Source organism: Clostridium sp. D5, assembly GCF_000190355.1.
GTDB lineage: Bacteria > Bacillota > Clostridia > Lachnospirales > Lachnospiraceae > Faecalicatena > Faecalicatena fissicatena_A.
The window spans coordinates 20,280-45,827 of record NZ_GL870819.1 but is presented as its reverse complement, the minus strand read 5'-3'; the positions used below and the strand labels follow the sequence as shown (position 1 = coordinate 45,827).

Here is a 25,548-nt window from a genome sequence, read left to right as displayed (position 1 = left end):
TTTAAGTTCCCTGCATTTTTACAGCAGGGAACTTTTTATTTCATTTCCTGGCCGCGCTTACCCCTTGACTGCCCCTGATGTCAACCCTCTGATAAAATACTTCGAGCCGAAAATAAACAGAATCACTAAAGGAACCGTGCCCATTGCCAGGGCTAATATCTTGGCCGCGTAGTCTGTGCGGTACATTCCGTTCAGCATTGCGATGCCCAGCGGAACCGTATATAAATCCATGTCGTTGATGGTGATAAGAGGAAGCAGGTAATTATTCCATGACCACAGGAATAACAGCAGTGCTATGGTAATCAGCGCCGATTTCACAAATGGCAGTACGATGGAGAAAAACACACGCATTTCGGAAGCTCCATCGATCCTGGCGCTCTCCATAACCTCATCAGGCACGGCCCCCTCTATACTCTGCTTCATCCAATACACTCCAAAAGCGTTAAATGTAAATGGAATGATAACCGGCCACAGTGTATTTAGAAGATGAAAGTTCCTCATCTCAATTACATAGGCGATTAGACTGATCTGAGAGGGGATCATCATGGTAGCTATAATGATCTTCGCGATCAGGTCGCGGTATTTAAAGCGGTACTTGGACAGGGCAAATCCTGCCATGGCACTTGTCAAAGTTCCGATCAGTGTAGCGGCCGTAGAGGCCACAAGGCTGTTTATGTAAAATTTTCCAAACGAACTGCTGCCGACGGTCTTCAGATTCTCCAGCAGATGACTTCCCGGAAGCAGAGTCAGCCCCTGAAAAAGTTCTGCCGATGTCTGGGTGCTCATACAGAGCATCATATAGAACGGAATGATCGTAATAAATGCCAGGACAAACAGCACTGCCATCGTCCCGATTCCTTTTCTCTTACTCATTCGTCAATGTCTCCTCTCCTTTTTGCCAGAGTTTTCTGCGTACGGTTCCACAGCATAACAACCAGCATGATTAAAAGAAATGCACTGTATCCAATGGCGGCACCCTTGCCATACTGCAGGTTTGTACCATTTCCAAATGCTGTATCATACAGATTCCATACAATGGTCAGACATGACCGGTCCGGTCCCCCGACCGTCTGTCCTACGGTTGCCCACCCATTAAGCAGAAGCATGGGCTCCTCCATCACCTGGCAGCCGGATATAAAACTGGTTAGAATCAGGAAGCTGGTTACCGGCTTCAGCATGGGTATTGTCACATGCCAGAGAGTCTGCCTGTGATTTGCTCCATCCAGCTTTGCCGCTTCATAGACATCTTCCGGTATACCGGACATACCGGACAGGTAAAATACGGTACAATACCCGAAATATGCCCAGAAGAGCATCAGGGCGGTCACCACCCTGGCAAGCCCCGGTGTGCCCAGCCAGTTAATACCGCTGCTGATAATGCCAAACTTCATCAGCACGTTATTCAGTATCCCGGTCTGCCAGTCAAAGATCAGAGCAAACATCAGGCCTACGGCTACAGCCGTTGTAATATTAGGCAGGAAGAATGCAACCTGGAAAAACTTTTTGAACTTTGTTCTCTTGCTGTAGATCAGGTTGGACAGCAGCAGTGCAACAATAATGGACAGAGGGATATACATCAGCATCAGCAGAGCTGTATTTCCCACAGACTTCCAGAAATACTTGTCTTCGGTAAATAATCTGATATAATTGCTCAGTCCCACAAAATTAACATCTTTCCCAAAGGTCCAGTCGGTGAGGCTGATATAGAAGGAATGTATGATAGGAAATAACCCGAATACCAGATATAAGATTACAAAAGGCGCCAGAAACAAAACAGCGTATTTTGTTTTTGTTTTCATTTTCTTTGCTTTTTTTGTCTGCATCACATTTTTACCTTTCTCTGAGGGCAAAAAACGAGACAGCCAGTGCTACAGACTGTCCCGCTATGTCATTCTTAGTTCACTTTCAAATCCGCTGCCTGATCCTGCATCTCACTGATGTACAGATCCACCGCATCCTCCGCGGTCATCTTATAGTCCGCATTCAGACTGCTGAGAACAAGTTCTATTGTGCAGATATCCGTATAGTCATACTCTGTGATCGGATTGATATGGATGGTAGGAAGGATTTCGTTGATAAATACTTCTCCAATCTTCTGTCCTGAAAAATATGTATTCTCTTCACTCACCTTTTCCTCGTCCATATAACCGGCGCCGCTTGGAATCTCTCCGTTTGCATATCTGATATCCGCGCCTTCCTCAAAGGAATCAAACTTTACAAAATCCCAGGCCAGAGCCTTATTTTCGCTGTCTTTTGTAATTCCCCAGCAGGTGCCGCCCCAGTTGAAGCCGCCCTCCGGAGGAACAATCAGGCCCCAGTTGCCTTCTCCTTCCGGGTCATTCGGTATGATAAAATTATCAAGTCCGAAGCTTGGCATCGGGCTGAAGATACTGTCCTTTCCGCCGAAGGAAGCATACCATGCCGGTGTCCACTGCTCGATCTGACTGACGATTCCCGCATCTCTGAATTCACAGACCTCTGTGAAAAGATCCTTTACCACCTCTGTCTGAATGGTACCGTCTTTTATCCGCTGCTCTTGTGACTGCCCGTTTGCAATATAGTATACATCCCCCAGTGATGTCAGCATGGATACCTTGCCGCCGCTCTTTTCTTTGACCGTCTCCCCAATATTGATAAATTCATCCCAGGAGGTAATCATCTCTGTCAGCTTGTCCGGATCATCGGTTCCAAGATATTCTTTGGCCAGATCTCTCTTATATGCCAGTCCGCTTGGATTGATGTTACGCTCCAGCCCCACCGTTCTGCCTTCCTCATCGATCATTGTTGGCAGTACGCTCTGTTCCACCAGACTTGTATCCAGGTTATAAGGCTCTGCTTTCAGATCGTCTAATATATCCATGGCAAAGAGCTGGCCTCTGTTCAGGCTCTCCCCCCATACCAGATCCGGAAGCGTTCCGCCGGAAGCCAGTGTGGTCTGGATCTTTGTCATATATTCCCCTGCATCCACTACGACCTGTTCAATCTCTGTTCCCGGATGGCTCTCCTCGTATGCCTCGATCTCATCGCTGATGTCGAACCATGTCCACATCGTAATTTTCCCGCTGATCTCATCCATGTCCGCGTTTTCTGAGGCCGTACCGGAAGTTTCTTTTCCCTCTTTTGTGCTGTCCGTTTCTTTGCCGGACCCACAGCCTGTCAGCTGCGTCATAAGCATAATTCCTGCCAGTAACATTACCAGTTTTCTTTTCATTTTATTAATTCCTCCTTTTGTCATTCCGTTCTCTCGTGTTGTTGCACAAATTATACCAACAATCCAGAGGAATCGTGTAGCATGTAATCCAACTTTTTTGTTATGAAAACCACTTTTTCCGTGTTTTTTTCTATTATTTTTTTATTTTATCTCATCTTTTTATTGATTTGTCCCAAGTGGAATCAATACTTCTACCTGTGTACCTCCGCCTTCTCTTGCCCTGATGCTCAGCTGATATTCGTCTCCATAAAGCAGGGTCAGCCGTTTGATAATATTCTGTACGCCAATGTGATTGCGTGATACATCCGTAAGCCTCATACTACCGTCCATAATTGCCCGCACCTTTTCTTCCGATACTCCAACGCCCTCGTCAGACACACAGATCCGTATATACCCAGACTCATTTCTCACTTCCCTGCGCAGCGTCAGCCAGATTCTGCCCGGATGCCCAAGGGGCACAATCCCATGGAAAAGCGCATTTTCCACAAGGGGCTGGATCACAGAGGTGGGGACATGCTCTTTTTTAAGCTCCTCGGAACAGTCTACAATCATTTTAAACATATTCTTATACCGGTAATTCTGAATACAGATATAATTGCCTATAATCCACAGTTCCTCCTCGACAGTTGAGTAATTCTTGTTGTCCGACAATTTAATTCCATCCTGCAGAAGATCGATCAAAGCTTTGGTGATTTTGACCACATCGCCCCCCTGCTCCTTTTTAGCCAGGTATATAATTGTATTCAGTGTATTATAGATAAAGTGAGGATTAATCTGGGCAACCAGCACTTCATATTCCAGATCGTGCTTATCCTTCTCATGTTGAAGCGAGGCCTGCACGGAGGCATTCAGCCTTACCACCATCTGATTGAAATCCTTACCAAGTGTCTCGAATTCATCCCGTGTATGGATATCTACCTGCGTCTCAAGATCCCCCTCTCCCACCTTCTTCATGGCATTTGTCAGCACAGAGACCGGATGCATCAGCCGAAGCATCAGCGGGATTAAGATGGCTGCAATTAAAAATACACCGCCAAGCAGCACTAACAGCAGAATCTGAACGTCTGTGCGCTGGGAATCAAATAAGCCCGGATCGCCCAGCACTGCTGTAATACTTCCGCCCATCTTTGTTTCCTGCTGCAATTTAAGCGGAAACCGCTCTTTGTCATTTTTCGTCCCGGGCTGATCAAATATTTTCTCATCCAACGTGCTGTCATTCACATACACCATCTCTTTGTCATTGTTAAAATAGCCAAGCGCATCAAAGTTTGCACTATGCCGCTGTATGATCTCATCAATCGTTTGGGTATCTATATTAATAATCAGACTCCCCCAGCGTTCACTCACATGTCTGGAAGAATAGCTGGGAATACAGATACTGATCAGGCTTTGGCCGCTCTGCCCACCTGTCCGTGAATAAGAAAATGTGTAAGGTCTGCTCACCGTATACCGGCCGTCATCACCAGGTTTGCCTGCATCCGCAGCTGCACTGCTCATCTGCTCATACCATTCCTGGCACAATTCCATGCTGATTTTATCCCAAAAGGGTACATATGACCACATCATCTCCTCTTCGCCCTTCACTAAAGCTATACTGCTGATATGTTCGGAAAGCATGATGACCTGGTTTATATAGTCCAGTATTTCATTTTTCTGCTTGAATGCCTCCACAACAGAGTCAGGAGCATCCTCCGAGAAATATTCCTGCACGGACTTATTGATCAGAATCTGCTGTCCGTACTTTTGTGCCTCCTCATAGATATTATCGATTTCCGAAGACAGCTGGTTCACAGTCACCTGATTATCTTTTTTCATCTGGTTCATCATGACATTGGAAAAATAGCGGTACAGTACAATCCCGCTTATATTGCTGACCACCAGAGTAATTCCCAGAATAATCAGGACCACTTTCACGCTCAGCCTCTGATATTTTTTTCTGCCTATTTTCATATCCTACTTCGCCTCTCCTCTGTGTGCCATATATTCCATGGGTGTATATCCGGTCTCTCTCTGAAAAAGCTGGCTGAAATACTGCGGGGACGTGTATCCTGTCATCTCCGCAATCTCATAGACCTTATAATCTCCATTTACAAGCAGATATTTTGCTACATTCATCCGGTAATTTGTCAGATAATCGCCAAACGTCATCCCCAGCTCTTTTTTAAAGAGATTGCTGAAATAGACCTCACTCAACCCCACCTGTGCCCCTACCTGTCTGGCCGTCAGCTTTTTCTGATAGTGTTCGTGGATATACTGAAGGGACTGGTCGATTTTCCGATTGTTTACCCTTTTTCCTGTGTCCGATGCCATAGATGCCAGTTCCAGAAATTCATGGACAATCCACTGCCAGATCTGCTCTGCCGTAATCAGCTTTGAAATCTCTTCTTTCTGCCGGGTCACATACTCCTTCAAAGGGGTCAGAGCATTCTCATTTCTCATCTCGTCCAGATGATAAAAAAGGTGTCGGCATATATACCGGTATTTTCCCAAATCAGAATAAGGCGTGGAATACTCTTTTTTCAGCCTGTCCAAAGATTCACAGAGCGCTTCCTTCCTGCCCCTTTGGGCTGCCTCACGGACCTCCCCCATGAGCTCCCGCAGTTCCCTGTGTCCAGTGTCTGTATTACAGCAGCGGTTTTTAAACTGTATGTACGGCACAATTTCCTGCCTGTCCATAAAGATACAGCATCCGGAAAAATCCTGCATCTCGTGGAAAGAAGCTTTCAATACGTCCGGTCTGATGATCCCCACGTCAAAAAGTGCAATTACCCGGGCCGTATGTTGCTCCCTGAAATAATCCTGTATCCTGTTCAGAAGCTCCCGAAGCTGATCCTGTTTTTCTGTAAGTGAAAAAAATTCCTTTCCCTTTTCGCCGACCAAAAGTCCCCAGCTTGTAGAATCAAGCCAGAACATCTGCAGAAGTTCCAGGTCTCCATCGGGAAGCAGGAGTTTTTCTATATCTTTCTGGCTGATCGTGATGTCTTTTGTACCGCAGTCCGCCAGTTCTTCCAGTATATAGGGACTCCTTCGTTTCAGAAGGATGCGGCAGCACTGTCTGGACTCCCCCTGTACACCTGCTTCTTCTTCCGGCAGCATATTCAGCATCAGGCTCTGGTAGTAATGATTCTGGCTGATCCCCTGTCTGCGGCGCTGCTCCTCAATCTCCCCGGAAAGACGCTCCAGAAGCGGCAGAACCACCTCTTCCTCGATCTGATTTTTCAAAAGATATTCGGTCACCCCGCAGGAAAGCGCTTTCTGTGCATAGTCAAAATCCCGGTATGCGGTCAGAATCACCATCTTCACATCCAGATTTTTCTCCCGGACTTTTTTGCACAACTCCAGGCCGTCCATGATAGGCATACGGATATCCGTAAATACGATATCCGGCTTTTTATCTTTGATCAGCTGCAGCGCCGCCTCGCCATTTGCCGCACACCCCAGAAGCTTATATCCGTACTGGTCCCAGTTCAGCAGTTCTGCAAAGCTCTCCAGCGCCAGCGGTTCATCATCCACTATAATAAAACTTGCCATCCCGATTCCTCCTCCTTGTGTCCCTCTCCCGTTCCTTTTATCTCCTGTAACCCTTATGTTTTCCCCTTAAAATGCGCAACAACGCCAGACTGATCGAAAAGGTATCAGTCCTGGCGCTGTCTGTCTTATTCTTTATTTGTTATCCAGCCGGATATGCTTGATTGTCCGCTCTACCATATCCTCCAGCCGAACCTTCCCCACGCGGAAAATGTCCGTGTCCAGCTCGTCCCGAAGCGGCTTCACCCACTCCTCGGGTATCTGGTCATACCCTTTCATCATACCTACGATTGATCCTACCGTTGCACCATTGCAGTCTGTGTCAAACCCGATCTGCACCGCATAGCAGATGGATCTGGCAAAATCCCCGTCCCCGTAAAGCAGTGCTGCCGCCACAATCATAGCGTTGGAAATCGTATGATCCCAGTGATGGACATTCTTTTCATCGTATATCTGGAAGATCTCACCGATTACTTCATCGTAAGTCTTTCCCTCCTGCTTCCATGTGATCACCTGTATGATGCTTTCGTACAGCCTGGAAGTCACCGGGATCTCATTCAGCCCCACCCGGATTACTTCTTCCATATCCTGGCATACAGCCGCCCATGCCAGCATGGCCGCCACAAACATTTCTCCGTAAATCCCGTTTTTCACGTGGGAGATCACTGCATCCCGGTATGCCATTTCCGCGGCTTCCTGGGGTTTTCCAGGATTGATATAACCAAAATAGTCACCCCGGATCTGTGCCCCGATCCATTCCCTGTATGGATTCTTGTATATGGCAGATTCCGGCGGCAGGTACCCGTTCACAAAGTTACGGAAAGCGACGCGTTCCGCCGTGCAGTATGCTGACTTGGGCTGCGTCTCCAACCAAAGTTCCGCCACGTTCCTGGAGGTAAAATTCCTTCCGTAGCGCTCCACAAGCTCACTTGCCAGAACTACATAGTTGGTATCATCGTCCGCCGGTGCACAGGTCAGTGTATCTGCATAACACCTGTCATACACATTGAAATCAAACTGTTTCCTGACATCCTCTGTGATCGCCTTCTGGTATATGTAGGTCTTCATCGGCCAGTTCCCGGTTCCCTCAAGAAGCCGTCTGATCTCATCCGACATAAATCCTTCGATCGGCTTGCCCAGAAGACAGCCGCAGACCCGGCCGTACCAGGCACCTTTTATTTTGCTGTAAAGAACGTCATCTGATATCACATTTCCTTCAGATGTTCCGCCGTCAGCTGCCGCACCGGCCTCGGGGTTCTGCGTGCACAGATGCCGTATCCCCGTATAATCGGAAGGCTCACGGTAGGAATACCCTTCCCGCATTGGTGCCTTCATGACCATCTGGAAGAGAACATCCGAAATCTCTTTTTTCTCTCTGCCCTCCGGCAGCCTGTCTACCTCGGCAAAAAGGCCTTTGAGAGGCTTCATATCCTTCCCCTCATCACAGCACTGATCGTACTCCACCATAAGCTGTGCCGAATAGTTTTCCCATGTATGCATTGTAGAATAAGAAGGCTCTATTTTTCTGGTGAGTACCATCTCCTCCGTATTCTGATAGTCTTTGCCATTAATCAGATAGTCCAAAGATACATCAAAATATTCCGCAATACGTACAAGATTATCCAGATCCGGAACAGAGGTGCCATTCTCCCATTTCTGTACCGCCTGCCGGGATACACTGAACATCTCCGCCATCTTTTCCTGTGAAATTTTTCTTAATTTTCGTAACTTTCCTATTTTATCCGCCAGCATCTTCGTACCTCCTCTTTTCATCCACTATACAGAAGTCGAGAGGTTATTACAAGCATTTGTAAGTTAGCAGAATTTGACAACCAATGGTTGTCAAAACGATAGATAACCCAGGAGAAAGATCGGGGAGAAGATATTCCCAGAACCTGTTAGGAAGAATACCAGTAGAAAGGACAATGGAATGGAATTTGATATTTATTATGTTATTCAAAAAAGGCTGCCGTAAATAGGGGCAGCGTGATTCATGCAATTATTACGCGATTGTATTATTACCATTACTATAGTACCATTTATTTACGGAGCAATCGTGTACAGAGTAGCAGCCTCCCATACTTAACAGAAGAGGGGAGGTGGTGCGTATGAATACTTATGAAGTTCTTAGCCTGTTGTTTTTGGGCGGTACTTTTCTCATTGCACTGCTTGCCTACATTGATAGGAATAACAAGCGAAAACAAAAAATGCCTACCTTTGTACTTGGCCGTCTTAGGTAGGCATTTCGTCAACTAGAGGCTAACCACTTTGTGGGCGGTTGCTCCTATTTCTGCTTTTATTATAGCATAATTTCTTTGAATATAAAGGAAGATTTTATTACACGTCTTCTATATCCAACTATTAGGCTGCTGTTCATACCCCAGCCAGCACCAGGGAACAAGCTTTAGCCTTGTGAACGGCTTGCGGCGATCCCTTCATTTCGCTGGTACATTCAATTCAACAAACTTATATATGTATTCAACTTTATCCTCTTCTGCCTCAACTGCTATTTCATTTTCCTGCGGCACGCTTAGACTTCTTTATAGGCATTATCCTCTCCAGCCTTCTTTAATAACGTCAGGAGCACATCAAACCACTCTCCACACCAATAATGTATTGAATATTTTTCATCGTACTCCCGGAATGTCCGTATATTTTCCTTTCCTGTTTTTTCTTTAAATTTTGAAAAAGCCTCGAATAAATAAACCCTATTTCTTTTTTCAGCAACTTCCTCAGGCTCCGGACTCCATATTGGATGCGGCCGATAATTCAATGCCAGATAAACCAGCTTATCGATCTCTATGCTCTCGGAATCAAAAAAATCCTCCAGATAGATTCTGTTCCAAATATAACTGCCCCATTACTTTCAGCACTCCGCCTCTGACAAAATCATCGATATCCGGAATATTAACAGTCTTTTTCTGAATTTCCAGATCTCCATTATATGTATTATAAAGAATATCCTGCAGGCTTGATGTAATTGCATCTCCAATCAGATAATCCAAAGTATCACCTGGAAGAGATATCAGTTGCATAATTTTAGGAAAACATTCTCTGTCCTGAAATTCCCCCAGCAGATGCAGTGCATAAAAATGCAGCTGATAGTTTTCATCTAGGTCATCTCCCTCTGAAACGGCTTTCTTTATTGCATCGATCAGGCAGGGAACTGCAACGTCTTTGTTTTCACTTATAATACGGAATGCTCTTCTGGGAATTTACTGCTTCTGTAGGTAATATCCTGTATTGCTTTTTGTACTAATTCTTCCAATTTTACTTCACTCCTTTGTCTTGTTATGGGCCTATTCATCTCCGGCGTACGATAATGGTCGAACAGCAGATTTCTTTCTCTATGACTGTATATATTATAACAGAGTTTACTTTATCAACCCATTTATCGTTCAAAGAAAATCTTTGTTTTTCCAGCAAGCCTCTGAATAGCCGTTCACAATTTCCCATTTTGGAGATTTTTTCATTTTGGAATATTCTGCAATTGTGCCTGATTTACCACGACAGATATACAGCGGTATTCTGTTTTACCTGCCCCCTGCTCCCGGGTAGGATCTGCATTTACAGCCTTATCACTCTCCCTGCCCTCTCTGACTGCACAATAAAAGTGATACAGATTCCCATCCTTTTCTATCACACACGGTTTATGGGCATGCAATTCGTCAATCTCACCTGCATTTCCATATTTCAGAATTGGCATTTTCACCTTATCCCAGTGATACAGGTCTTTTGAAAATGCAATACCTTCCTGCGCATGTTCCCCGTCATATCCATAGTAATACATCCCCCATAATGAACCATGGAGATTCAAAGCCTGTCTCTATACTGATTTCCATAATTGATTTATCCGTCCGCGTTAACAGATCCTTGGCAACCAATATCCGATAATACTGAATATATCCCATAATGGTATACCCGGTATTTTTCTTAAATTCTCTGTTCAGATGATCGCTGCTTAAATGCACCAGCTCTTCGAGATTTTTTCGGGTAATTGTTTCATTTATAATGCTCTTCGAGATATTTTTTTACCTTCTCTATAGCGGTTGCATCCTCCATGCACACCGCTTTTTTGTTCTGGCCCGCCCAGACACGTTCCTGTTCAATTTTATGTACTGCACTCTGCACAACTTCTTCCAGCTCCTGAAAAGATACGGGCTTCAGCAAATATTGGTAAACCCCCAGCGATATCGCGCTCCGGGCATAGTTAAATTCGGGAAAACCGGTAAGGATGATATTAATAATCTCAGGGTGCAGCCCCTGTATCCATTTAATCAGATCTAATCCGCTCTCTTTGGGCATCTCAATATCGCAAAGGGTAATGTCTATTTTTTTGATCGTGAGGATTTCCTGTGCCTCCATCGCACTATTCGCAGTATAGACCTTTTGTATCCCAATCTTTTCCCAATTTACTGCTTTTTGTAAAATCTGAATTGCAGTTGCCTCGTCATCGACCATTAAGATATTCATGTCCGCTCATCCCCCACTCAACTGTAAATTCTCCTACATAAATTTTGTATACTTATGTAGGAGTAAGTTGTTATTTATTTGTTTCCGTTGCTATACCTTATTTCCTTTCGCTTGTCAATATTTGTTTCAATATCTTTCCCATCACTGTTCATCTATCTGTCAATAAGCCGCAGCCTCTTCCACTTCTTCCCAAACCACTTCCGCTTCTTTTCCCCGATGTGCCAGTCCGATGTAGCAGATCTTCCCCTGCAGCCCCACACCATACTTTTTCTCTTTCACCTGCCGGATCGCTTCCTCCGCAAGGAGGGTCAGATTCTGCGTCTTTACTTTTGTATATTTGAATTCCAGTATGAAATGAGTATACTTCCCGGTCAGATTTTTCAGGATAAGGTCGCCTCTTCCCTTGCCGCTCTCCCTGTTACTCTTGATCTCATACTCACCATACAGACAGGAACACATTCCCAGCACCATCATATGATAGCTGTTCTCATCCTTGAGATCATGATAGGACGGCAGTTCCAGTAAAATGCGGCGGTATGCATCTGCGAATCCTTCCAGTTTTTCCAGACAAAGCATATCTCCCAGTTGTGACAGGCTGCCTCCCGATACTCCCAGATGATGTGCGGTCAAATCCTCGAATGCCCGGCCTACCTCATGATTCGGAATTTGAATTCTGCTCATCCCTCTATCCGTTTTTTCTTTCACTGTCACCATTCCGGCATTGATCAACAATCCCCAGAGTGATGCCGTACTTGCCTGTTCGTAAAAGGAACTTTCCAGTTCCACCTTTGTTGTCACAGTTCCCATCTCAATCAACTGCTCATAACCTTCCCGAAAGTCCTCTCCGCACCGGTCCATGGCATTGCGGATCATGCTGTTTTCACTGGTGTTTACCCAATAGGGATCCATGCGCTTCCGAAATGCATACATACAGATCGACCAGGGATTATACAGATCCACATTGCCGATGTGGTAGCCATCGTACATCCGCCTGACCTCATCTGTCAATTCCAGATTATAATAATTCAAAAGCGCTTCTGTCTCTTCCTCTGTGAATCCAAAATATTGAGCATACTCTGCATCATTGACAGTGCTGACCAGCAGGTTGTTTAGGCCGGAAAAGATATTTTCCTTTGCCACACGCTGGATTCCTGTCAAAAATGCTTTATCAAGAAAGGCATTTCCTTTCAGTGCAGAAGACAGTAATTGAGCAAGAACACCTCTTACTTCCTCATAATAACCACTCACATTTGCAGCAATAAACGGAGTGTCGTACTCGTCAATCAGCAGGAATACTTTCTGCTCATAGTACTCTTCCAACACCTGACAAAGCAGCTGGACAGCTTCGGTGATATCATACTTTTTCTGTATATCTCCACTTTTTATTTCCCACAGAACCTCCAGCAATTGTTCCACACTTTTTCGGCATGCTTCGGACACCCGCTCACTTTCCCATGCGAACCGGTATCTTTCGTACTCTGCCAGCAGCACATTTACGAGCCATCCCCAAAAGCCTTTTTCCACATCCCCTTTCACATTTAAAAAGGATAAATACACCACCGGATATTGATTTCTGTCTTCCCAGGTCTCTGTCTGTGCAATCGCTGTTCCTTCGAAGATCTTTTCTGCGTCCTTTGTACAGTCCAGAAATTCTGCCATCATAGACATGTTCAGTGTTTTTCCGAACCTCCTCGGCCGGGTGATCAGAACTACAGTTTCATAAGAATCCAAAAATTGTTCCACCAGCATGGTCTTGTCTACATAATAGCCGCCCAGCTCACGTAATTTGCGGAAGTCCTGCTCACCGATTGCCAGTCCTTTTCCAAGTCCCTTTTTCTCTCTGCGGCTCCTGCGCCTTTCTAAGGAATTCGGTCGTTTCGGCCTCTCTGTCTGCAGTTCTGCGTAATTGCCAGACTCGGATTCCCGGACCAGGGATGGATAACCGGGCATTGATTCGCGCCCCATTGACGGAAGATAACCGGATACCGTTTCACGAACTGCCGCCGGACAATTGTTCCCTATATATGGCATCGGGGTATTCCGGCCCACAAGTTCATCCAGCGAGCAGGTAAACACATCGGCAATCTTGATCAGCATCTTCAAATCCGGGGTGCGTTTCCCCACTTCATAGTTGGCATAGGTGGATCTGGATATTCCCAGCAGCTCCGCCATCTGTGTCTGTGTCAGGCTGCTGCCTGTCCGTAATGCCGTCAGCCGTTCGTGGAATTCTGTCTTCGCCATATAATCGCCTCCTCAAAACGTATGTTCTGTTTGTTGTTTCAAGTATAGCATGGTTGCTTTCATTCTGCAACTTTATTTTCAATATGAAACTTTTATTTTTACCAAGTAGAAATATTTATGAACCACCATTTCATTATTTGAACATTTATAATCATTCCCTTTTTTCATCATACTTGAGCCGCCAGACTTGCTTTAATCAATATTGCTGATAGGTTAACTGCCTATTCCTTTGCCACCTGCGAGGGCAGGCAGTCAAAATGTTTTTTAAAGGTCTTCGAAAAATGCTTTTCACTAATATACCCCACCCGTTCTGCCACCTCTTTTACAGATAGAGACGGGGTGTTCCGAAAAAGCTCCATGGCCTTTTTCATTCGGACTGCCGTTACAAAATCAATATATTTCTCCCCCGTCTTTTGACGGAAAATCCGGCTGATATAGGATGGACTTATATCAAATCGATTCCCCATTTCCGCAATGGTCACATCATTCATATAATTAGATGTAACATACTCCTTAATTTGCTGAATGATATCCTGATTTCCAGAATTGTGCTCCCACATAGCATTTTGCAGGAGCTTTTGGAACTGCCCAAGCAGATCTGTGTATTCTTCCCCTTCAAAGCTGCTTTTCCAAATCACAGACAAATACGCCCTCAGTGGGTGACTGTCTATTTTTTCAAAACTTTTTTTCAAACCGTCTTCATGCTCCATTTCCTGAAGCAATTCGTTTGCCAGTCCATAGTTCCCCGTCATATAGCTGGCTGTAAGCATTTCTATCTTTTCACATAAAAACCTCTTTTCCATCAGGTCCTTCTGTTCATTTAACTCCTGTAATGAGATGGTCTTATAATTTTCCTCCAGAATACGGACACCTGACAGTGCCAGTATAATCTGCTTATTCATATACAATTCCTTAAAATCCTTTGCCGCCGCCCAGACAGCTGCTACTCTTGTATTCATATCAAACACATCCGTATGGTGGCGCAGATAGGAATGAAGCCTCATATATTTTTTTCCCTCTACGATCAGGCAAAGCTCACTTGTCTGCAGAAAGAACAATGCATAGCGGTCCCTTCCCTCTATGTTCTTCTTCAGATAACTGGATAGATTTTCGTACAGCTTTGCATACAGTTCCTGGCGTTTTTTATTTTCATCTGTATCCAGAAAGAATACATAAATACTGTAAACCCCATCCTTTTGTACGGGCTGCATCTGCTTTATTCCCCCTGCCATATCTGCAAGGGCAAACGCCTGGCTCACACTGTTTTCAAAGATCTGATTTAGATTCTGAAGCTTTCTCAGCTTTTCTTTTATCATATTTTCCATCAGCTCCTTCAATTGGTCAATGTCCAGAGGCTTCAGCAGATATTCCTTAACACCAAGTCTAATAGACCGCTTTGCATATTCAAACTCTGCATATCCGGTCAGAATGCACCACTGAGTTTCCGGCGACTTACCACGGCATATCTCCAGGGCATCCAGCCCATTAATTTTCGGCATATTGATATCCACAAAAACCATATCGTAAAAATCTTTTTCCACCATATGAATCATCTCTTCCCCATCTCTGGCCTGTGAAATGTGATGGACACCTGGATACAGCTCCTCCAGCATGGACAGTAAACTAATCCGTACCAGCCTCTCATCGTCTGTTATTAAGATATTCATAATTTATCCTCTCTTTCCCCCAGGGATAACTTTTCTTCTTTTGCAATCAGCAGGTTGCATACCGTCTGGAACCGCCCTTTTCTTTCGTACCAGAAAAAGGAGTCTGGATATGTGATGAAAAGCCGATCCCGCACACTTGTAATTCCCACCCGGTCTTTGGTGCTGATATCCTTCTCCTTATATGGAATACCGTCATTTGCCACTTTAATCCATACGAAGGCTTCTCCGTTTTTGCTTTCTATCTGACAGACCTCAAGCAAAATGCTTAAGGAATTTCCATCCTTCGGCATTCCATGCAGCATCGCATTTTCAATCAGAGGCTGAAGTAAGAGCTTGGGAATAGAGAAGTCCCAAAGCCCCTCCTCCACTTGAATGTCATAGTACAGCCGTTCTTCAAACCGGACTTTTTCCAGCATGAGATAGCTCTCAATAAACTGGCACTCCTTCTGAATACTGGAATCATATCCGGGCTCACAGGTATAACGAAACATTCTGGAAAGATTTAAAATTCCCTTTTCCAGATTCTTCGTATCTCCTATCCGATTCAGCGCCTGAAGAGAATTCATTACATTATAAAAAAAGTGGGGATTAATTTCAGCCTGCATAGCCTTATATTCTGCCATCTGCTGATTCATTTTCCAGATATACTCGTGCTGTACCAGATCCGTGATCCGCTCTGTCATCTCTGTCATTGCCAGAGATATTTCCGAAAACTCCTCAATAGGGATTGGAAGCATGTATCCGTTGCTCTCCCGGTCTCCCAGACGATACTTCTGGATATACGAGACAATTCTTTCTGTAGAAACCGATATCCGGCGGCTCAAATTCATAAAAATGAAAAATGCCGCAGCCATAGCACAAAACCAGAACAGCAGGATCACAAAGGAGGTTCTGTTGGCCTCCCGGAATATGGTGCTCTGAGGCAGTATATAATCAATGCCAAACCCATATTTTTCTTCCTGCATATGGTACAGATAATGTGTTTTTCCTTCTATCTGTATCTTCCGTCCCATAAACTCCTCTGTGTCATCCGCGTTGTCCTGTGCAGTAACAAAACGTTCTTCAGTGGCAAAAGCAGGAGTCCCATCCGGAAAATAAACGACCATTCCTGCGCCGTCAGGCAGCGTAACCTTTTTGCTCAAATCTGAAAATACCGTTTGGGACAATTCCGTAAACACATATCCCTGCCGGGATGCCGTTTCCAGCTGGTTCACCGGGCACAGCATGGTGAACACAGGCTGCTCCTCATGATAGTCCGGACATCCTTTCATAAGACTGCCGGTAAGAAATATCACTTCCCCCGATGCCAGTTTTTCCAGTTTCTCATACAGCATATCTGCTTCTTTCTCATACCGCAGGATTGTCCCGCCATACTTATTCAGATAAAAGAAATTTCCCCTGTTCGTTTTTTCCGGCAAAAATCCAATGCCCCTGTGATTAGAATCCGAAACTGTCAGATACTCATTCAATGCACTTCTGTACTTGACTGAATATCTGATATACTCATATAAGTTCTCCTGGGACACATCAATTTCATTGTGGTTAACATATTGATAAAACCTTGCAATATTGGTATCAACCAGGTATTGCAGAAAAAAATGCTCCGCATTCTGCATAGAACTGCCCAGTTGGTTCGTAAGGGTCTGAAGAATAATCCGGTTGTTTGTATTATAGCTGTTCAGGAGCTGGTGATTGAAAAAGCTCAGTAGAATGAGACTGATGACAATGAAAGGCATAAGCACAGAACTTGCAAATGCTCCATACAAAGATGATTTCAGAGAATTTTTTTTCATTTTGCCCTCCTTTCATTTTTTCAGAATATTCAGAAAATGGAGCGCAAAGGGGTCTGACCCCTTTGCCCCCCTTGCAGCGGCCTTTATTTATAATTTCAGTTTCTGCATTTTCTCGCAGTAATATTGAACTACCTCGAATTTGGCATCGGGAGCAATTCTATGATCGGGGCATGGGATATATCCCCCCAGCTCAATCAGCGGTTTTAATCTCTCTATTTCTTCGTCGACCGCCTTGTAATCGCGGGCGAAAACAGTCTTGTTCATACCGCCCACACCGCGTAGTTCTCTGCCATACTGTTCCCGCCATGGAGCAATGCTGGCATTCCAGGTGCCCACCTCAATGGGGAACATGGTATTCACACCATTTTCAAGCCAGACAGGGAGCAGCCGGTCGATACAGCCATCACAGTCCACAGAAACGATATCAATATCATGCTGTTTAAGCAATGCCGTATACTTTTTATAATGAGGACCCACATATTCCTCAAAGACGGTTGGCGCAATCAATGGGCCGTTCTTAAAACAGATGTCCTCCCAGAAATGGGCATAATCAAATTTTGCACCTGTCTTTAGAACCTCCTCCAGACATTTATAACCCAGTTCTGCAATGGTGTCAATGATCTCTACATATAAATCCTCATCATCCACATACAGATAGCTTAACTGCTCTACACCCAGCAGATTTCTCATATATCCAATCAGGGAGCCGCAGTGCAGGCCAATAGGGATTTCCCTGCTGTCCCGGGAAGGAAGGTTTTTGAAAAATGCGCTGTCCACGCGCGTCTCCTTCCACTGAAGTTTTGGCAGATAGAGCTCTTCCCAGGCCTGCCGGTCCATAAGCGATGTTCCGATTTCTGCTGAAATCGAAATAATATTGGGTTTTTCCAAAACAATCAGGCCCTGCTCATCCCTTACAATCCTGCTGCCGTCCGGCTTTTCTTCCAGAAGCTTTTTTTCAAAAGCCGGAAACAGCTGATTTTTTGTGCCAGGACAGGAATTCCAGTTAAAATCAAAGCCTAACCGCTTCATAACTGAATTGTCTGCGGGGGAATTATCCCCCTCCCTCCGGTATCCGTCTGCCTCCTCCTGGGTAATATGGCCTTTCTGTGCCCACTTGTCCAGGGTTTCTTCCCAATATCCAAATGAAACTACCGGGAAGTGTTCAAATTTCTGGTAATGCAATATTGCCAGTACGTTTTCACGAAATGTCATACTTAAATCTCCTCATTATTTATTCATAATATTTGAATTGCGGCAGATATTCTTTATTTGCCTCAAACATTTCCCTCACCATGGATTTGATTTCTGCAAGACTTAAAACTGCTGATGTCAATGGGTCAAAATAGCAGGCCTGATAAATCTTCCGGGGATCGCCGGTAATGGCTCCTTCCACAGCCAGCTCCTCGATCCTTGCGCTAACATTATTTAAAAGTGCCAGATGAGGAGGCAGCGGACCAACGTGAATCGGCTCCAGCGTACCTTTGGATGCAAGCACCGGCACCTCCACACAGCAGCCCTCTGGCAGATCGTCAATTAAGCCAAAATTTCTCACATTCCCGTTGAATTTATACATCGTACCATCTCCAAACATTGCATTGAATATATGTGCTGCATACTCATTTCCACGTTTCAGATTCACTGCATTGTCAGCCCACTCCAGGAATTCCTTCTTCCAGGTATTTTCTCTTTTTTCATACTCGGTTTTCACCATAAAATAGTGCCCGGGGTTCCAGCCGGTGCCATGAGTACAATATTTTTCAATAAGATCCGGACGCTTGCGGAACCATGCCACATATTCAGAGGCATGTCCGCTGGACTCTGTCACATAGTAGCCCAGGTGGCGGAGCATCTCGTTCCGCACAATCTCCTCCTGATAATGCTCTTCTGCCGCCTTCTTAATCAGCGGATAGGCATCCTGCCCCTTCCATTTATAATCCAGATAAAAGGCCTGATGATTGATGCCGGCACAGGTATAGGTGATATCCTCCATATCGGCTCCAATCCACCTTGCCAGCATTTCTGCCGTCCCCTGGACACTGTGGCAGAGCCCCGTCACATTCACCTTTGTTTCGCTCTGCATCCCCCTGCACAGCATAGCCATGGGGTTGGTATAGTTCAAAAATATTGCACCCGGACAGTAGTTTTCGATATCCTTACAGATATCAAGCATCACCGGCAGGGTCCGCATCGCCCGGAAGATTCCGGCCGGTCCTCTGGTGTCTCCTACATTGATATCCACACCGTATTTCTTTGGAATCTCCATGTCATTCGCCCATACATGAATGTCTCCTACATTGATCGTGCTCACAACGCCATCCGCATCCTTAAGAGCCTCAATCCGGCTTTGGGTAGAAATCACTTTTGCCGGGTAGTTCCCTGATTCAATAATTTTCTCCACAGATTTCGCGGCATACATCAGTTTTTCTTCATCAATATCCATCAGGGCAATCGTGGCATCCTGAAATGCCGGAAACGTCATCAGGTCCCGCACCAGGCTTCTGGTAAAAACAACGCTGCCTGCGCCTATAAATGCAATTTTCTTCATCTTAATTTACTCCTTGTATTGTTTCTTCTTATAATAGAACGGCGGCGTTTTTATCAGCCCTTTACCGCGCTGTCCATCGTTCCCTGGACAAAGTATTTCTGTAAAAACAGATACACAATAATCACCGGAACAATGGCAATCACCGCACAGGCGGCGGCCCCGTTTAAGTCCTTCATCTGTTCCCCGAAAAACTGCTTTACGGTCAGGGTCACATTATACATTTCCTTCTTCTGCAGAATATAAAGAGAATAGCCATATTCATTCCAGGTTGAAACTGCCTGCATCAGCACGACTGAAGCTGTCACCGGCTTTAGCTGCGGAAGGATGATCTGAAAAAAGGTTCTCAGGACTCCTGCACCGTCCATATAGGCTGCTTCATCCAAAGATATCGGGATCGCCCTGATAAAGTTGCAATACATGTAAATAGACATCGGCAGTCCAAACGCCGCACTGACAGCAATAATTCCCCAATAGGTGGAAATAGCGTGGATGGAAACAAGGGTGGAATAAATTCCCACAACCATAGACATTCCCGGTACCATCATCACACCCAGTACAAAGGTCTTCATTGATTTGCTGAGCCTGTTTCTGTGCCTTGCCATAGGATAAGCCGCAAGGCACCCTGCCACTACTACAATCAGTACTGTTCCCACTGTAATAATGAAGGAATTTTTAATGGCATTCAATATATTGCTGTTTTGAAATGCTCTTACATAATTTTCCCAATATATCTCCGTCGGTGGAAGCAGCCTGGAAGTGTGATCTGTCACAGGCTTTAAGGATGTAACTACTACCACATAAATCGGCAGTAAATACACGACCAGTATGCATACTGCTATCAGATACTTCCACCAGTTTTGTTTTACCCGTTGTTTTAATGTTGCTTTTTTCATCTGTTCACCGCCCCGCTTTCTTTACATATCTATACTTTTTCTCTCAAAGTAGCGATTACTGAACAGAGAGACCGCCATAATCATAATAAAGGTGGTAATACCTATAGCAGATGCATAACCGGCTTTTTCCGAAAGAAAATACTGGCTGTTCAAATACGTCATCATAGAATGTGTGCTGTAATTAGGTCCGCCATTTGTCAGGGAAATGATTCCGTCAAAAATTTTGAGTCCCCCAACCAGGTCTATCATGACCGCACTTGTGATAGCCGGGATCAGCATAGGCAGGGTAATGTAACGAAAACGTGCAAAACATCCTGCCCCATCAATTTGTGCCGCCTCTATGTATACCTTTGAAATATTCTGAAGTCCGGAAAGATATATAATCATGCAGTATCCTGCATATTGCCAGGTGTTAATCAGGGTAATAAACAGCACTCCATTCTTTCCGTCCGCCAGCCAGTCCACTGCCCCCATACCAAATGCCCCAAGAATATCGTTGAGCACCCCATTGTCATAGGTCAAAAAGAAATACATGATGTAACCCATAATCAGGCTTGATATCATAATGGGCATATAGATCACCACCCGAACCAGGTTGTTCCCCTTAAAGCGGGAGTTGACAAACAGCGCAGCTCCCAGCCCGATTACGTTCTGAAACACAGTGGACACCAGACCGTATATGAGTGTATTGATAAATGCTGTCAGGAGCCGCTTGTCCGAAAACATTTCCATGTAATTTTCAAATCCTATAAAGAGTTTTTGCGGCGAATAACCATTCCACTTACACAAGGATACGTATACAGTCTCACAAAATGGCCTTACTACAAAAAACAAGATCAGACAAATAGCCGGTATGTAAAAACAACTCATTTTTACTGCTCGTTTCCTCATATTGCCTTCCTCTCTTTCACTACCGGTTATTCTGCTGCCACGTATTTATCCTGGAACGTATTCTTTAAATGCTCCAGCCCGGCACTTACTCCTTTTTCAGATGGATCCATAAATACCTCTATGACTGCATCCGCATCTGCATTAAACATTCCACTTGGAAAATATTCTCTGTCAAACAGGTTGTCGTAGAATATATCACCGTCAAAGATTTCCTGGCTCTCTGAGAATGCCTTGTAGCTTACATTTTCCGTATCCATGTCTTTAAGTGCAGGCAGTCCCCCGTCCAGGGCCATAATCTTGTCCGCCACTTCCGGTGTGGAAAGGTAATTTAAGAACAGTTTTGCTTCATCCATATTTTTGGTATCTTTCCAGATTCCAAAGCAGCTTCCTTCACCGATCATATACTGAGATTTTCCTTCCTCTGTCGTACATGGAATCGGCATAATGCCAAGCTGAGCATCGGGTGCTACATTTAATACCTTCACAATCTCAACTTCTGTACTAAATCCACAGGCATCTTCACCCAGGGCTGTAAGGGTCGCTGAATTATCTGCGGTAACAAGATCTTTATTAAAATATCCGGCCTGTACCATATCCGCGATCTCTTCCAGAACGCAGCTTCCCTTTGTATCCCAGTCAAAGCTTCCGTCTTTAAGCTCGTCGCCGGATGGATATTTACATCCTTCCGTGGTATAAAATGCAGGTGCCATTGCATTGTAAAGTACTGCTGCAGTCCAGGTGTCTTTTCCACCAACAAAAATTGGTGTAGTACCGGAAGCCTTTATCTTTTCGCAGGCCGCCTTAAAATCATCCATGGTACGGATATCACCCACATTCACTCCTGCCTTTTCAAGTACCGTCTTATTATATACAATACCATTTGTTACCTGCGTAACAGGCAGTACATAAATATTTTCATCATCATCCGAAATAATCGGCAGAACAGGATCATCAATTCTGTCATACCACTCTTCATCGTTTAAAGCCGTAAGGTATTCTTTATATCTTGCAATGGACCACCCGTGTGTCACAAAAACATCCGGCATTTCTCCTGATGCCATTCTTGTTTTCATAACAGCTTCATAATCAGATCCCGGTGTAACCAATTCAATCTCAATTCCTGTCTCTGCTGTAAAACCATCCAAAACTTCGCGGAACTGATCCAGTGGCTCTCCGGTGTAAATCACCTCTACCTCCAGCGTTTTGTCTCCTTTTGCCGCCTTATCCGAATCTTTGGATTCTGCTTTATCACCGTCGCTTTGTGCATTGCCGCAGCCAGCCAGTAATCCGGCTGTCATAGTTATAGCCAATCCAAACGCCGCTAATTTTTTCATTCTTCTTTTCATAATAAACCCTCCCACGTATTTTTCACTTTTCCACTGCTATATAAGCTACTTCTTTGGATATCCTGAACTTATTATATACACGTTTAATTTAGCACAAAGGAGCCGTTTTTTATACTTTAGGGGTGTTTTTTTACACGCTCTGGGGATACAAAAAGAGCCGGTCTCAAAAAACCAGCTCTTTTACACTCTTTATTCTCCACACAGGAAATCAATTAAATTCTTGTGGATAATCCCATCTCTGCCAACCTGCAGTCGGTCCATGGATATCACATATTTCGGATAATTATCTTCTATTGCATCATATGCTCCAAATTCTCTCTCTATGGTCTTTTCGCCGGACAGCATATACGCCGCCTGTATATAGAACTTTTCTTCACCCTTCTGTGCGATAAAATCCACTTCGCCTTTATATGTTTTACCTATATATACCTTATACCCTCTGGAAATGAGCTCATTATAGCAGAGTGTCTCCACAATATAATTATACTCATCTTTCACTCTGTTTTTTCTGATTTGAAAAAATCCCAGGTCACATACATAAACTTTTTCCTCAAAAGCCAGTACTCTTTTCCCACGGATATCATACCGGGGCACTTTATCGCAGATACATGCATCTATAATATATTTAACATAGTCATAGACCGTCGGCACAGATACCAGCTGTTTTTCATCATTCAGAAATGCTGCTATTTTCTTTCCGGACACGGTAAGGGATGAGTTAGCAATCAGATACTCCAGTACCTTTTCAAGTGCTGCCGGCGATGCAATCTTATTTCTCATCACAATATCTTTTAATACTACGGAGTCATATATATTGGACAGCACCACTTCCTTGCTTTCTTCCTCTTTGGCCATACAGACCAGGGGCATCCCTCCCCATTTCATATATTCCGTGAGCAGTTCCTCTTTCCCCTTTTCGCTTCCCTGCTGACTCTGAAATTCACAATATTCCCGGAAGTTAAAAGGCATGACCCGGAAGGATAATGTTCTTCCTGCCAGATGCGTTGCCAGTTCGCCGGATAATAATCTGGAGTTAGAGCCGGTGATAAATATACTTGTATTATGGGTTGAGCGGAAAGAATTGATCACAAGTTCAAATTCCCTGACATTTTGTATCTCGTCAAAAAAAAGATAATACTTATGATCATCTTTTATCTGCTGTTCAACATACTCATACAGATGATCCGGGTTACCAAGATTTCGGTATTTGTAATCTTCAAAGTTAATATAAATAATTCGATCCTTAGGAATTCCTTTTTCTTCCAACTCTTCGATAATCTGCCGCATGATTGTAGACTTTCCACAGCGGCGGATTCCTGTCAGCACTTTGACCATCTCCGAATCGAAGAAAGGCCGGATGCGCTTCAGATATAATTCCCTTTTTACCATCATCTTCATCTCCTCTGTATTGAGTATAACATTTTTTTATTACAAGAGCAATATAGTTTTAATTATATTTAAATCTGTATGCCTAATACATTATATAATAAAATATATTTAAATCTATTTTCATATTATTCATAGATTTAATTGTATTTAATTCGATTTCGCACTTCTGTCTTAGTTTTAAGTATGCACAAATCTTTTGCTTTCTATCCATAACTACAACCGGAACAACTTGGCCGGGTTATTATATAGCATCATTTTGGCAAATCTTTTCCCATTTCCATGGTGTATACCTCACCCTTATCTTTAACAGCCAGCGCCCGGGCAATATTCTCCCGGGCCATCCAAAGGTGTCCGCATGCAGCATCCAGAAACAGGCTGGCCCCGCCGGGAGGGCTTATTATTTCGTAAGACATAATTTTCTATGAAACAAAATATGCTCCCTTCCAGGCAGCAAGTTTTTATTATTTCACTTGTCTGCCTGAAAGGGAGCATATCCCTTTTTTCTTTACTATTTTTATCTATAAGGCCCCTTTTATTGCTTCGGGTACTTGTGTAATGTTATAAAAATGTTCCGTCTGCAGCAGCGCCTTTTATAATAAAATATATTTCTACCTGCAGCCGAAAAGCCCGGGATCCTGCATCAGCTCTAATGGATAATCTCCCAAATGCTCCAGTTTAAAGCCACTTTCCTTATAGCTGTTATAATCAAAGCTGTCCAGTTCATCACACGCAAGCTTATGGAATTCATAAAAGTTGGGCCACCACTCATACCCATCCCCCAGATTATTACTCAGATACGCGTCTGCAATATCACATCCCATCTTTGGAGCTACATAGAAGGCTCCCATCGCCAGTACATTTACTCCATTTCCTGTAATTGCACGAAGTGCTGCCGGTACGCTTTCCACCACACCGGAAAATACCCCCGGACACTTACTTGCCGCAATATGGATCCCCATACCAGTACCGCAAAAAATCAATGCACGCTCGAATTCTCCTTCAGATATCATAGAACCAACGCGAAGCCCTATTCTGTGAAACATTAATTCTGTACTGCTGTCTTCCTCTGACTGAACCCCAACATCTGTCACTGTCCATCCATATTCCCTCAGATGGGCAACAACGGCCTCCTTTAATGGAAATCCTGCAAAATCCGCTCCAACAAGAATCTGTTTATCTTTAATTGTTTTCATTAAATCGCCTCTACTTTCTATCCTGCATAATTAAAAATCTGATCCATGTCCTCATAAAATGCTTCCTTACTTGCAGCTGAATATTCTGTAAAGCAAGGACGCGTGAGTTTCCACCACTGCCGGGTTACTGCATCGGCATCCATCTTTGCCATATCTGCTTCATAGTCGTCTCCAACATATTCAAAATATCCAAAAACTAAATCTTCTTTCATAAAGATTCTGTAGTTCCGTATATTGCAGTCATGAATCATGCGCAGTACCCCTTCCCAATGCGGTGTATATACATCATCCATATGCAGTTTTCTATACTCCTCTACTTTTTCTTTTTTCAGCCTGCCAATCTGCCCAAATACTTTTCTGCTCATATTTGTTCTCCAA

21 protein-coding genes and 1 pseudogene are annotated in these 25,548 nt (G+C 44.2%); 1 reads left to right on the top strand and 21 read right to left on the bottom strand.

Annotated features, from left to right (window positions below):
• Positions 1-57 precede the first annotated feature (57 nt).
• From HMPREF0240_RS19590 to HMPREF0240_RS19565, 6 genes are all read right to left on the bottom strand, one after another.
• Positions 58-873, bottom strand: a complete 816-nt coding sequence (locus tag HMPREF0240_RS19590) for a carbohydrate ABC transporter permease (protein ID WP_009005145.1) — start codon at positions 871-873, stop codon at positions 58-60.
• Complete coding sequence (locus tag HMPREF0240_RS19585; protein ID WP_198137826.1) at positions 870-1,823, bottom strand: sugar ABC transporter permease; 954 nt, start codon at positions 1,821-1,823, stop codon at positions 870-872. The genes HMPREF0240_RS19590 and HMPREF0240_RS19585 overlap by 4 nt, the downstream gene beginning before the upstream one ends.
• Positions 1,824-1,894: 71 nt before the next feature.
• Positions 1,895-3,211, bottom strand: coding sequence for an extracellular solute-binding protein (locus HMPREF0240_RS19580; RefSeq protein WP_050794581.1), 1,317 nt, complete (start codon positions 3,209-3,211; stop codon positions 1,895-1,897).
• A gap of 159 nt (positions 3,212-3,370) precedes the next feature.
• Positions 3,371-5,161: a histidine kinase gene (locus tag HMPREF0240_RS19575; protein ID WP_009005142.1), complete on the bottom strand. Its 1,791-nt coding sequence runs from the start codon at positions 5,159-5,161 to the stop codon at positions 3,371-3,373.
• A 3-nt stretch (positions 5,162-5,164) separates the two neighbouring features.
• Entirely contained in the window at positions 5,165-6,742 is a 1,578-nt protein-coding gene (locus HMPREF0240_RS19570) for a response regulator (protein ID WP_009005141.1), read from the bottom strand.
• Between the two features lie 132 nt (positions 6,743-6,874).
• Positions 6,875-8,491 (bottom strand): ADP-ribosylglycohydrolase family protein, encoded by a 1,617-nt coding sequence (locus HMPREF0240_RS19565; protein WP_009005140.1) that lies wholly within the window; start codon positions 8,489-8,491, stop codon positions 6,875-6,877.
• A 356-nt stretch (positions 8,492-8,847) separates the two neighbouring features.
• Between HMPREF0240_RS19565 and HMPREF0240_RS25115 the strand changes: the two are divergent.
• Positions 8,848-8,940 (top strand): annotated as a pseudogene (locus HMPREF0240_RS25115) (putative holin-like toxin); the annotation flags it as partial.
• 329 nt (positions 8,941-9,269) lie between these two features.
• On the opposite strand, the gene HMPREF0240_RS25110 reads toward HMPREF0240_RS25115, so the two are convergent.
• From HMPREF0240_RS25110 to HMPREF0240_RS19490, 15 genes are all read right to left on the bottom strand, one after another.
• Positions 9,270-9,512, bottom strand: a complete 243-nt coding sequence (locus HMPREF0240_RS25110) for a hypothetical protein (RefSeq protein ID WP_009005139.1) — start codon at positions 9,510-9,512, stop codon at positions 9,270-9,272.
• A 40-nt stretch (positions 9,513-9,552) separates the two neighbouring features.
• Complete coding sequence (locus HMPREF0240_RS25105; protein ID WP_347462635.1) at positions 9,553-9,954, bottom strand: DUF1186 domain-containing protein; 402 nt, start codon at positions 9,952-9,954, stop codon at positions 9,553-9,555.
• A 254-nt stretch (positions 9,955-10,208) separates the two neighbouring features.
• On the bottom strand, positions 10,209-10,529 hold the full coding sequence (locus HMPREF0240_RS19550; RefSeq protein WP_009005137.1) for a hypothetical protein: 321 nt from the start codon (positions 10,527-10,529) through the stop codon (positions 10,209-10,211).
• A gap of 212 nt (positions 10,530-10,741) precedes the next feature.
• Positions 10,742-11,212 carry a response regulator gene (locus HMPREF0240_RS23590; RefSeq protein WP_050794579.1) on the bottom strand — a complete coding sequence of 157 codons (471 nt, stop codon included), beginning with the start codon at positions 11,210-11,212 and terminating at the stop codon, positions 10,742-10,744.
• Positions 11,213-11,371: 159 nt separating this feature from the next.
• The gene (locus tag HMPREF0240_RS19540) at positions 11,372-13,453 is read right to left on the bottom strand and encodes an AAA family ATPase (RefSeq protein ID WP_009005136.1); all 2,082 of its coding nucleotides are present in this window, start codon (positions 13,451-13,453) and stop codon (positions 11,372-11,374) included.
• A gap of 221 nt (positions 13,454-13,674) precedes the next feature.
• On the bottom strand, positions 13,675-15,120 hold the full coding sequence (locus HMPREF0240_RS19535) for a response regulator (RefSeq protein WP_009005135.1): 1,446 nt from the start codon (positions 15,118-15,120) through the stop codon (positions 13,675-13,677).
• Positions 15,117-16,913, bottom strand: a complete 1,797-nt coding sequence (locus tag HMPREF0240_RS19530; RefSeq protein ID WP_009005134.1) for a histidine kinase — start codon at positions 16,911-16,913, stop codon at positions 15,117-15,119. Before HMPREF0240_RS19530 ends, HMPREF0240_RS19535 begins: the two co-directional genes overlap by 4 nt.
• Before the next feature lie 87 nt (positions 16,914-17,000).
• Positions 17,001-18,125, bottom strand: coding sequence for a uroporphyrinogen decarboxylase family protein (locus tag HMPREF0240_RS19525; RefSeq protein ID WP_009005133.1), 1,125 nt, complete (start codon positions 18,123-18,125; stop codon positions 17,001-17,003).
• 19 nt (positions 18,126-18,144) lie between these two features.
• Positions 18,145-19,458 (bottom strand): alpha-galactosidase, encoded by a 1,314-nt coding sequence (gene melA / locus HMPREF0240_RS19520; protein ID WP_009005132.1) that lies wholly within the window; start codon positions 19,456-19,458, stop codon positions 18,145-18,147.
• 53 nt (positions 19,459-19,511) lie between these two features.
• Positions 19,512-20,351 (bottom strand): carbohydrate ABC transporter permease, encoded by an 840-nt coding sequence (locus HMPREF0240_RS19515; RefSeq protein ID WP_009005131.1) that lies wholly within the window; start codon positions 20,349-20,351, stop codon positions 19,512-19,514.
• 21 nt (positions 20,352-20,372) lie between these two features.
• Positions 20,373-21,242 (bottom strand): sugar ABC transporter permease, encoded by an 870-nt coding sequence (locus HMPREF0240_RS19510; protein WP_009005130.1) that lies wholly within the window; start codon positions 21,240-21,242, stop codon positions 20,373-20,375.
• 26 nt (positions 21,243-21,268) lie between these two features.
• On the bottom strand, positions 21,269-22,588 hold the full coding sequence (locus HMPREF0240_RS19505; protein ID WP_035314270.1) for an ABC transporter substrate-binding protein: 1,320 nt from the start codon (positions 22,586-22,588) through the stop codon (positions 21,269-21,271).
• A 189-nt stretch (positions 22,589-22,777) separates the two neighbouring features.
• Complete coding sequence (locus tag HMPREF0240_RS19500) at positions 22,778-23,980, bottom strand: ATP-binding protein (RefSeq protein WP_242833364.1); 1,203 nt, start codon at positions 23,978-23,980, stop codon at positions 22,778-22,780.
• Positions 23,981-24,585: 605 nt separating this feature from the next.
• Positions 24,586-25,170, bottom strand: coding sequence for an RpiB/LacA/LacB family sugar-phosphate isomerase (locus HMPREF0240_RS19495; protein WP_009005126.1), 585 nt, complete (start codon positions 25,168-25,170; stop codon positions 24,586-24,588).
• 17 nt (positions 25,171-25,187) lie between these two features.
• Positions 25,188-25,535, bottom strand: coding sequence for an L-rhamnose mutarotase (locus HMPREF0240_RS19490; RefSeq protein WP_009005125.1), 348 nt, complete (start codon positions 25,533-25,535; stop codon positions 25,188-25,190).
• Positions 25,536-25,548: the final 13 nt, after the last annotated feature.

Excerpts from the sequence above, each read along its gene's own strand:
- HMPREF0240_RS19570 (WP_009005141.1), bottom strand. The coding sequence starts at position 6,742 with ATGGCAAGTTTTATTATAGTGGATGATGAACCGCTGGCGCTGGAGAGC.
- HMPREF0240_RS19590 (WP_009005145.1), bottom strand. The coding sequence starts at position 873 with ATGAGTAAGAGAAAAGGAATCGGGACGATGGCAGTGCTGTTTGTCCTG.
- HMPREF0240_RS19535 (WP_009005135.1), bottom strand. The coding sequence starts at position 15,120 with ATGAATATCTTAATAACAGACGATGAGAGGCTGGTACGGATTAGTTTA.
- HMPREF0240_RS19510 (WP_009005130.1), bottom strand. The coding sequence starts at position 21,242 with ATGAGGAAACGAGCAGTAAAAATGAGTTGTTTTTACATACCGGCTATT.
- HMPREF0240_RS19580 (WP_050794581.1), bottom strand. The coding sequence starts at position 3,211 with ATGAAAAGAAAACTGGTAATGTTACTGGCAGGAATTATGCTTATGACG.
- HMPREF0240_RS19585 (WP_198137826.1), bottom strand. The coding sequence starts at position 1,823 with ATGCAGACAAAAAAAGCAAAGAAAATGAAAACAAAAACAAAATACGCT.
- HMPREF0240_RS19515 (WP_009005131.1), bottom strand. The coding sequence starts at position 20,351 with ATGAAAAAAGCAACATTAAAACAACGGGTAAAACAAAACTGGTGGAAG.
- HMPREF0240_RS19525 (WP_009005133.1), bottom strand. The coding sequence starts at position 18,125 with ATGACATTTCGTGAAAACGTACTGGCAATATTGCATTACCAGAAATTT.
- HMPREF0240_RS19490 (WP_009005125.1), bottom strand. The coding sequence starts at position 25,535 with ATGAGCAGAAAAGTATTTGGGCAGATTGGCAGGCTGAAAAAAGAAAAA.
- HMPREF0240_RS19550 (WP_009005137.1), bottom strand. The coding sequence starts at position 10,529 with ATGTATTACTATGGATATGACGGGGAACATGCGCAGGAAGGTATTGCA.
- HMPREF0240_RS19530 (WP_009005134.1), bottom strand. The coding sequence starts at position 16,913 with ATGAAAAAAAATTCTCTGAAATCATCTTTGTATGGAGCATTTGCAAGT.
- HMPREF0240_RS19575 (WP_009005142.1), bottom strand. The coding sequence starts at position 5,161 with ATGAAAATAGGCAGAAAAAAATATCAGAGGCTGAGCGTGAAAGTGGTC.
- HMPREF0240_RS19500 (WP_242833364.1), bottom strand. The coding sequence starts at position 23,980 with ATGATGGTAAAAAGGGAATTATATCTGAAGCGCATCCGGCCTTTCTTC.
- melA (WP_009005132.1), bottom strand. The coding sequence starts at position 19,458 with ATGAAGAAAATTGCATTTATAGGCGCAGGCAGCGTTGTTTTTACCAGA.
- HMPREF0240_RS19505 (WP_035314270.1), bottom strand. The coding sequence starts at position 22,588 with ATGAAAAGAAGAATGAAAAAATTAGCGGCGTTTGGATTGGCTATAACT.
- HMPREF0240_RS23590 (WP_050794579.1), bottom strand. The coding sequence starts at position 11,212 with ATGAATATCTTAATGGTCGATGACGAGGCAACTGCAATTCAGATTTTA.
- HMPREF0240_RS19565 (WP_009005140.1), bottom strand. The coding sequence starts at position 8,491 with ATGCTGGCGGATAAAATAGGAAAGTTACGAAAATTAAGAAAAATTTCA.
- HMPREF0240_RS19540 (WP_009005136.1), bottom strand. The coding sequence starts at position 13,453 with ATGGCGAAGACAGAATTCCACGAACGGCTGACGGCATTACGGACAGGC.
- HMPREF0240_RS19495 (WP_009005126.1), bottom strand. The coding sequence starts at position 25,170 with ATGAAAACAATTAAAGATAAACAGATTCTTGTTGGAGCGGATTTTGCA.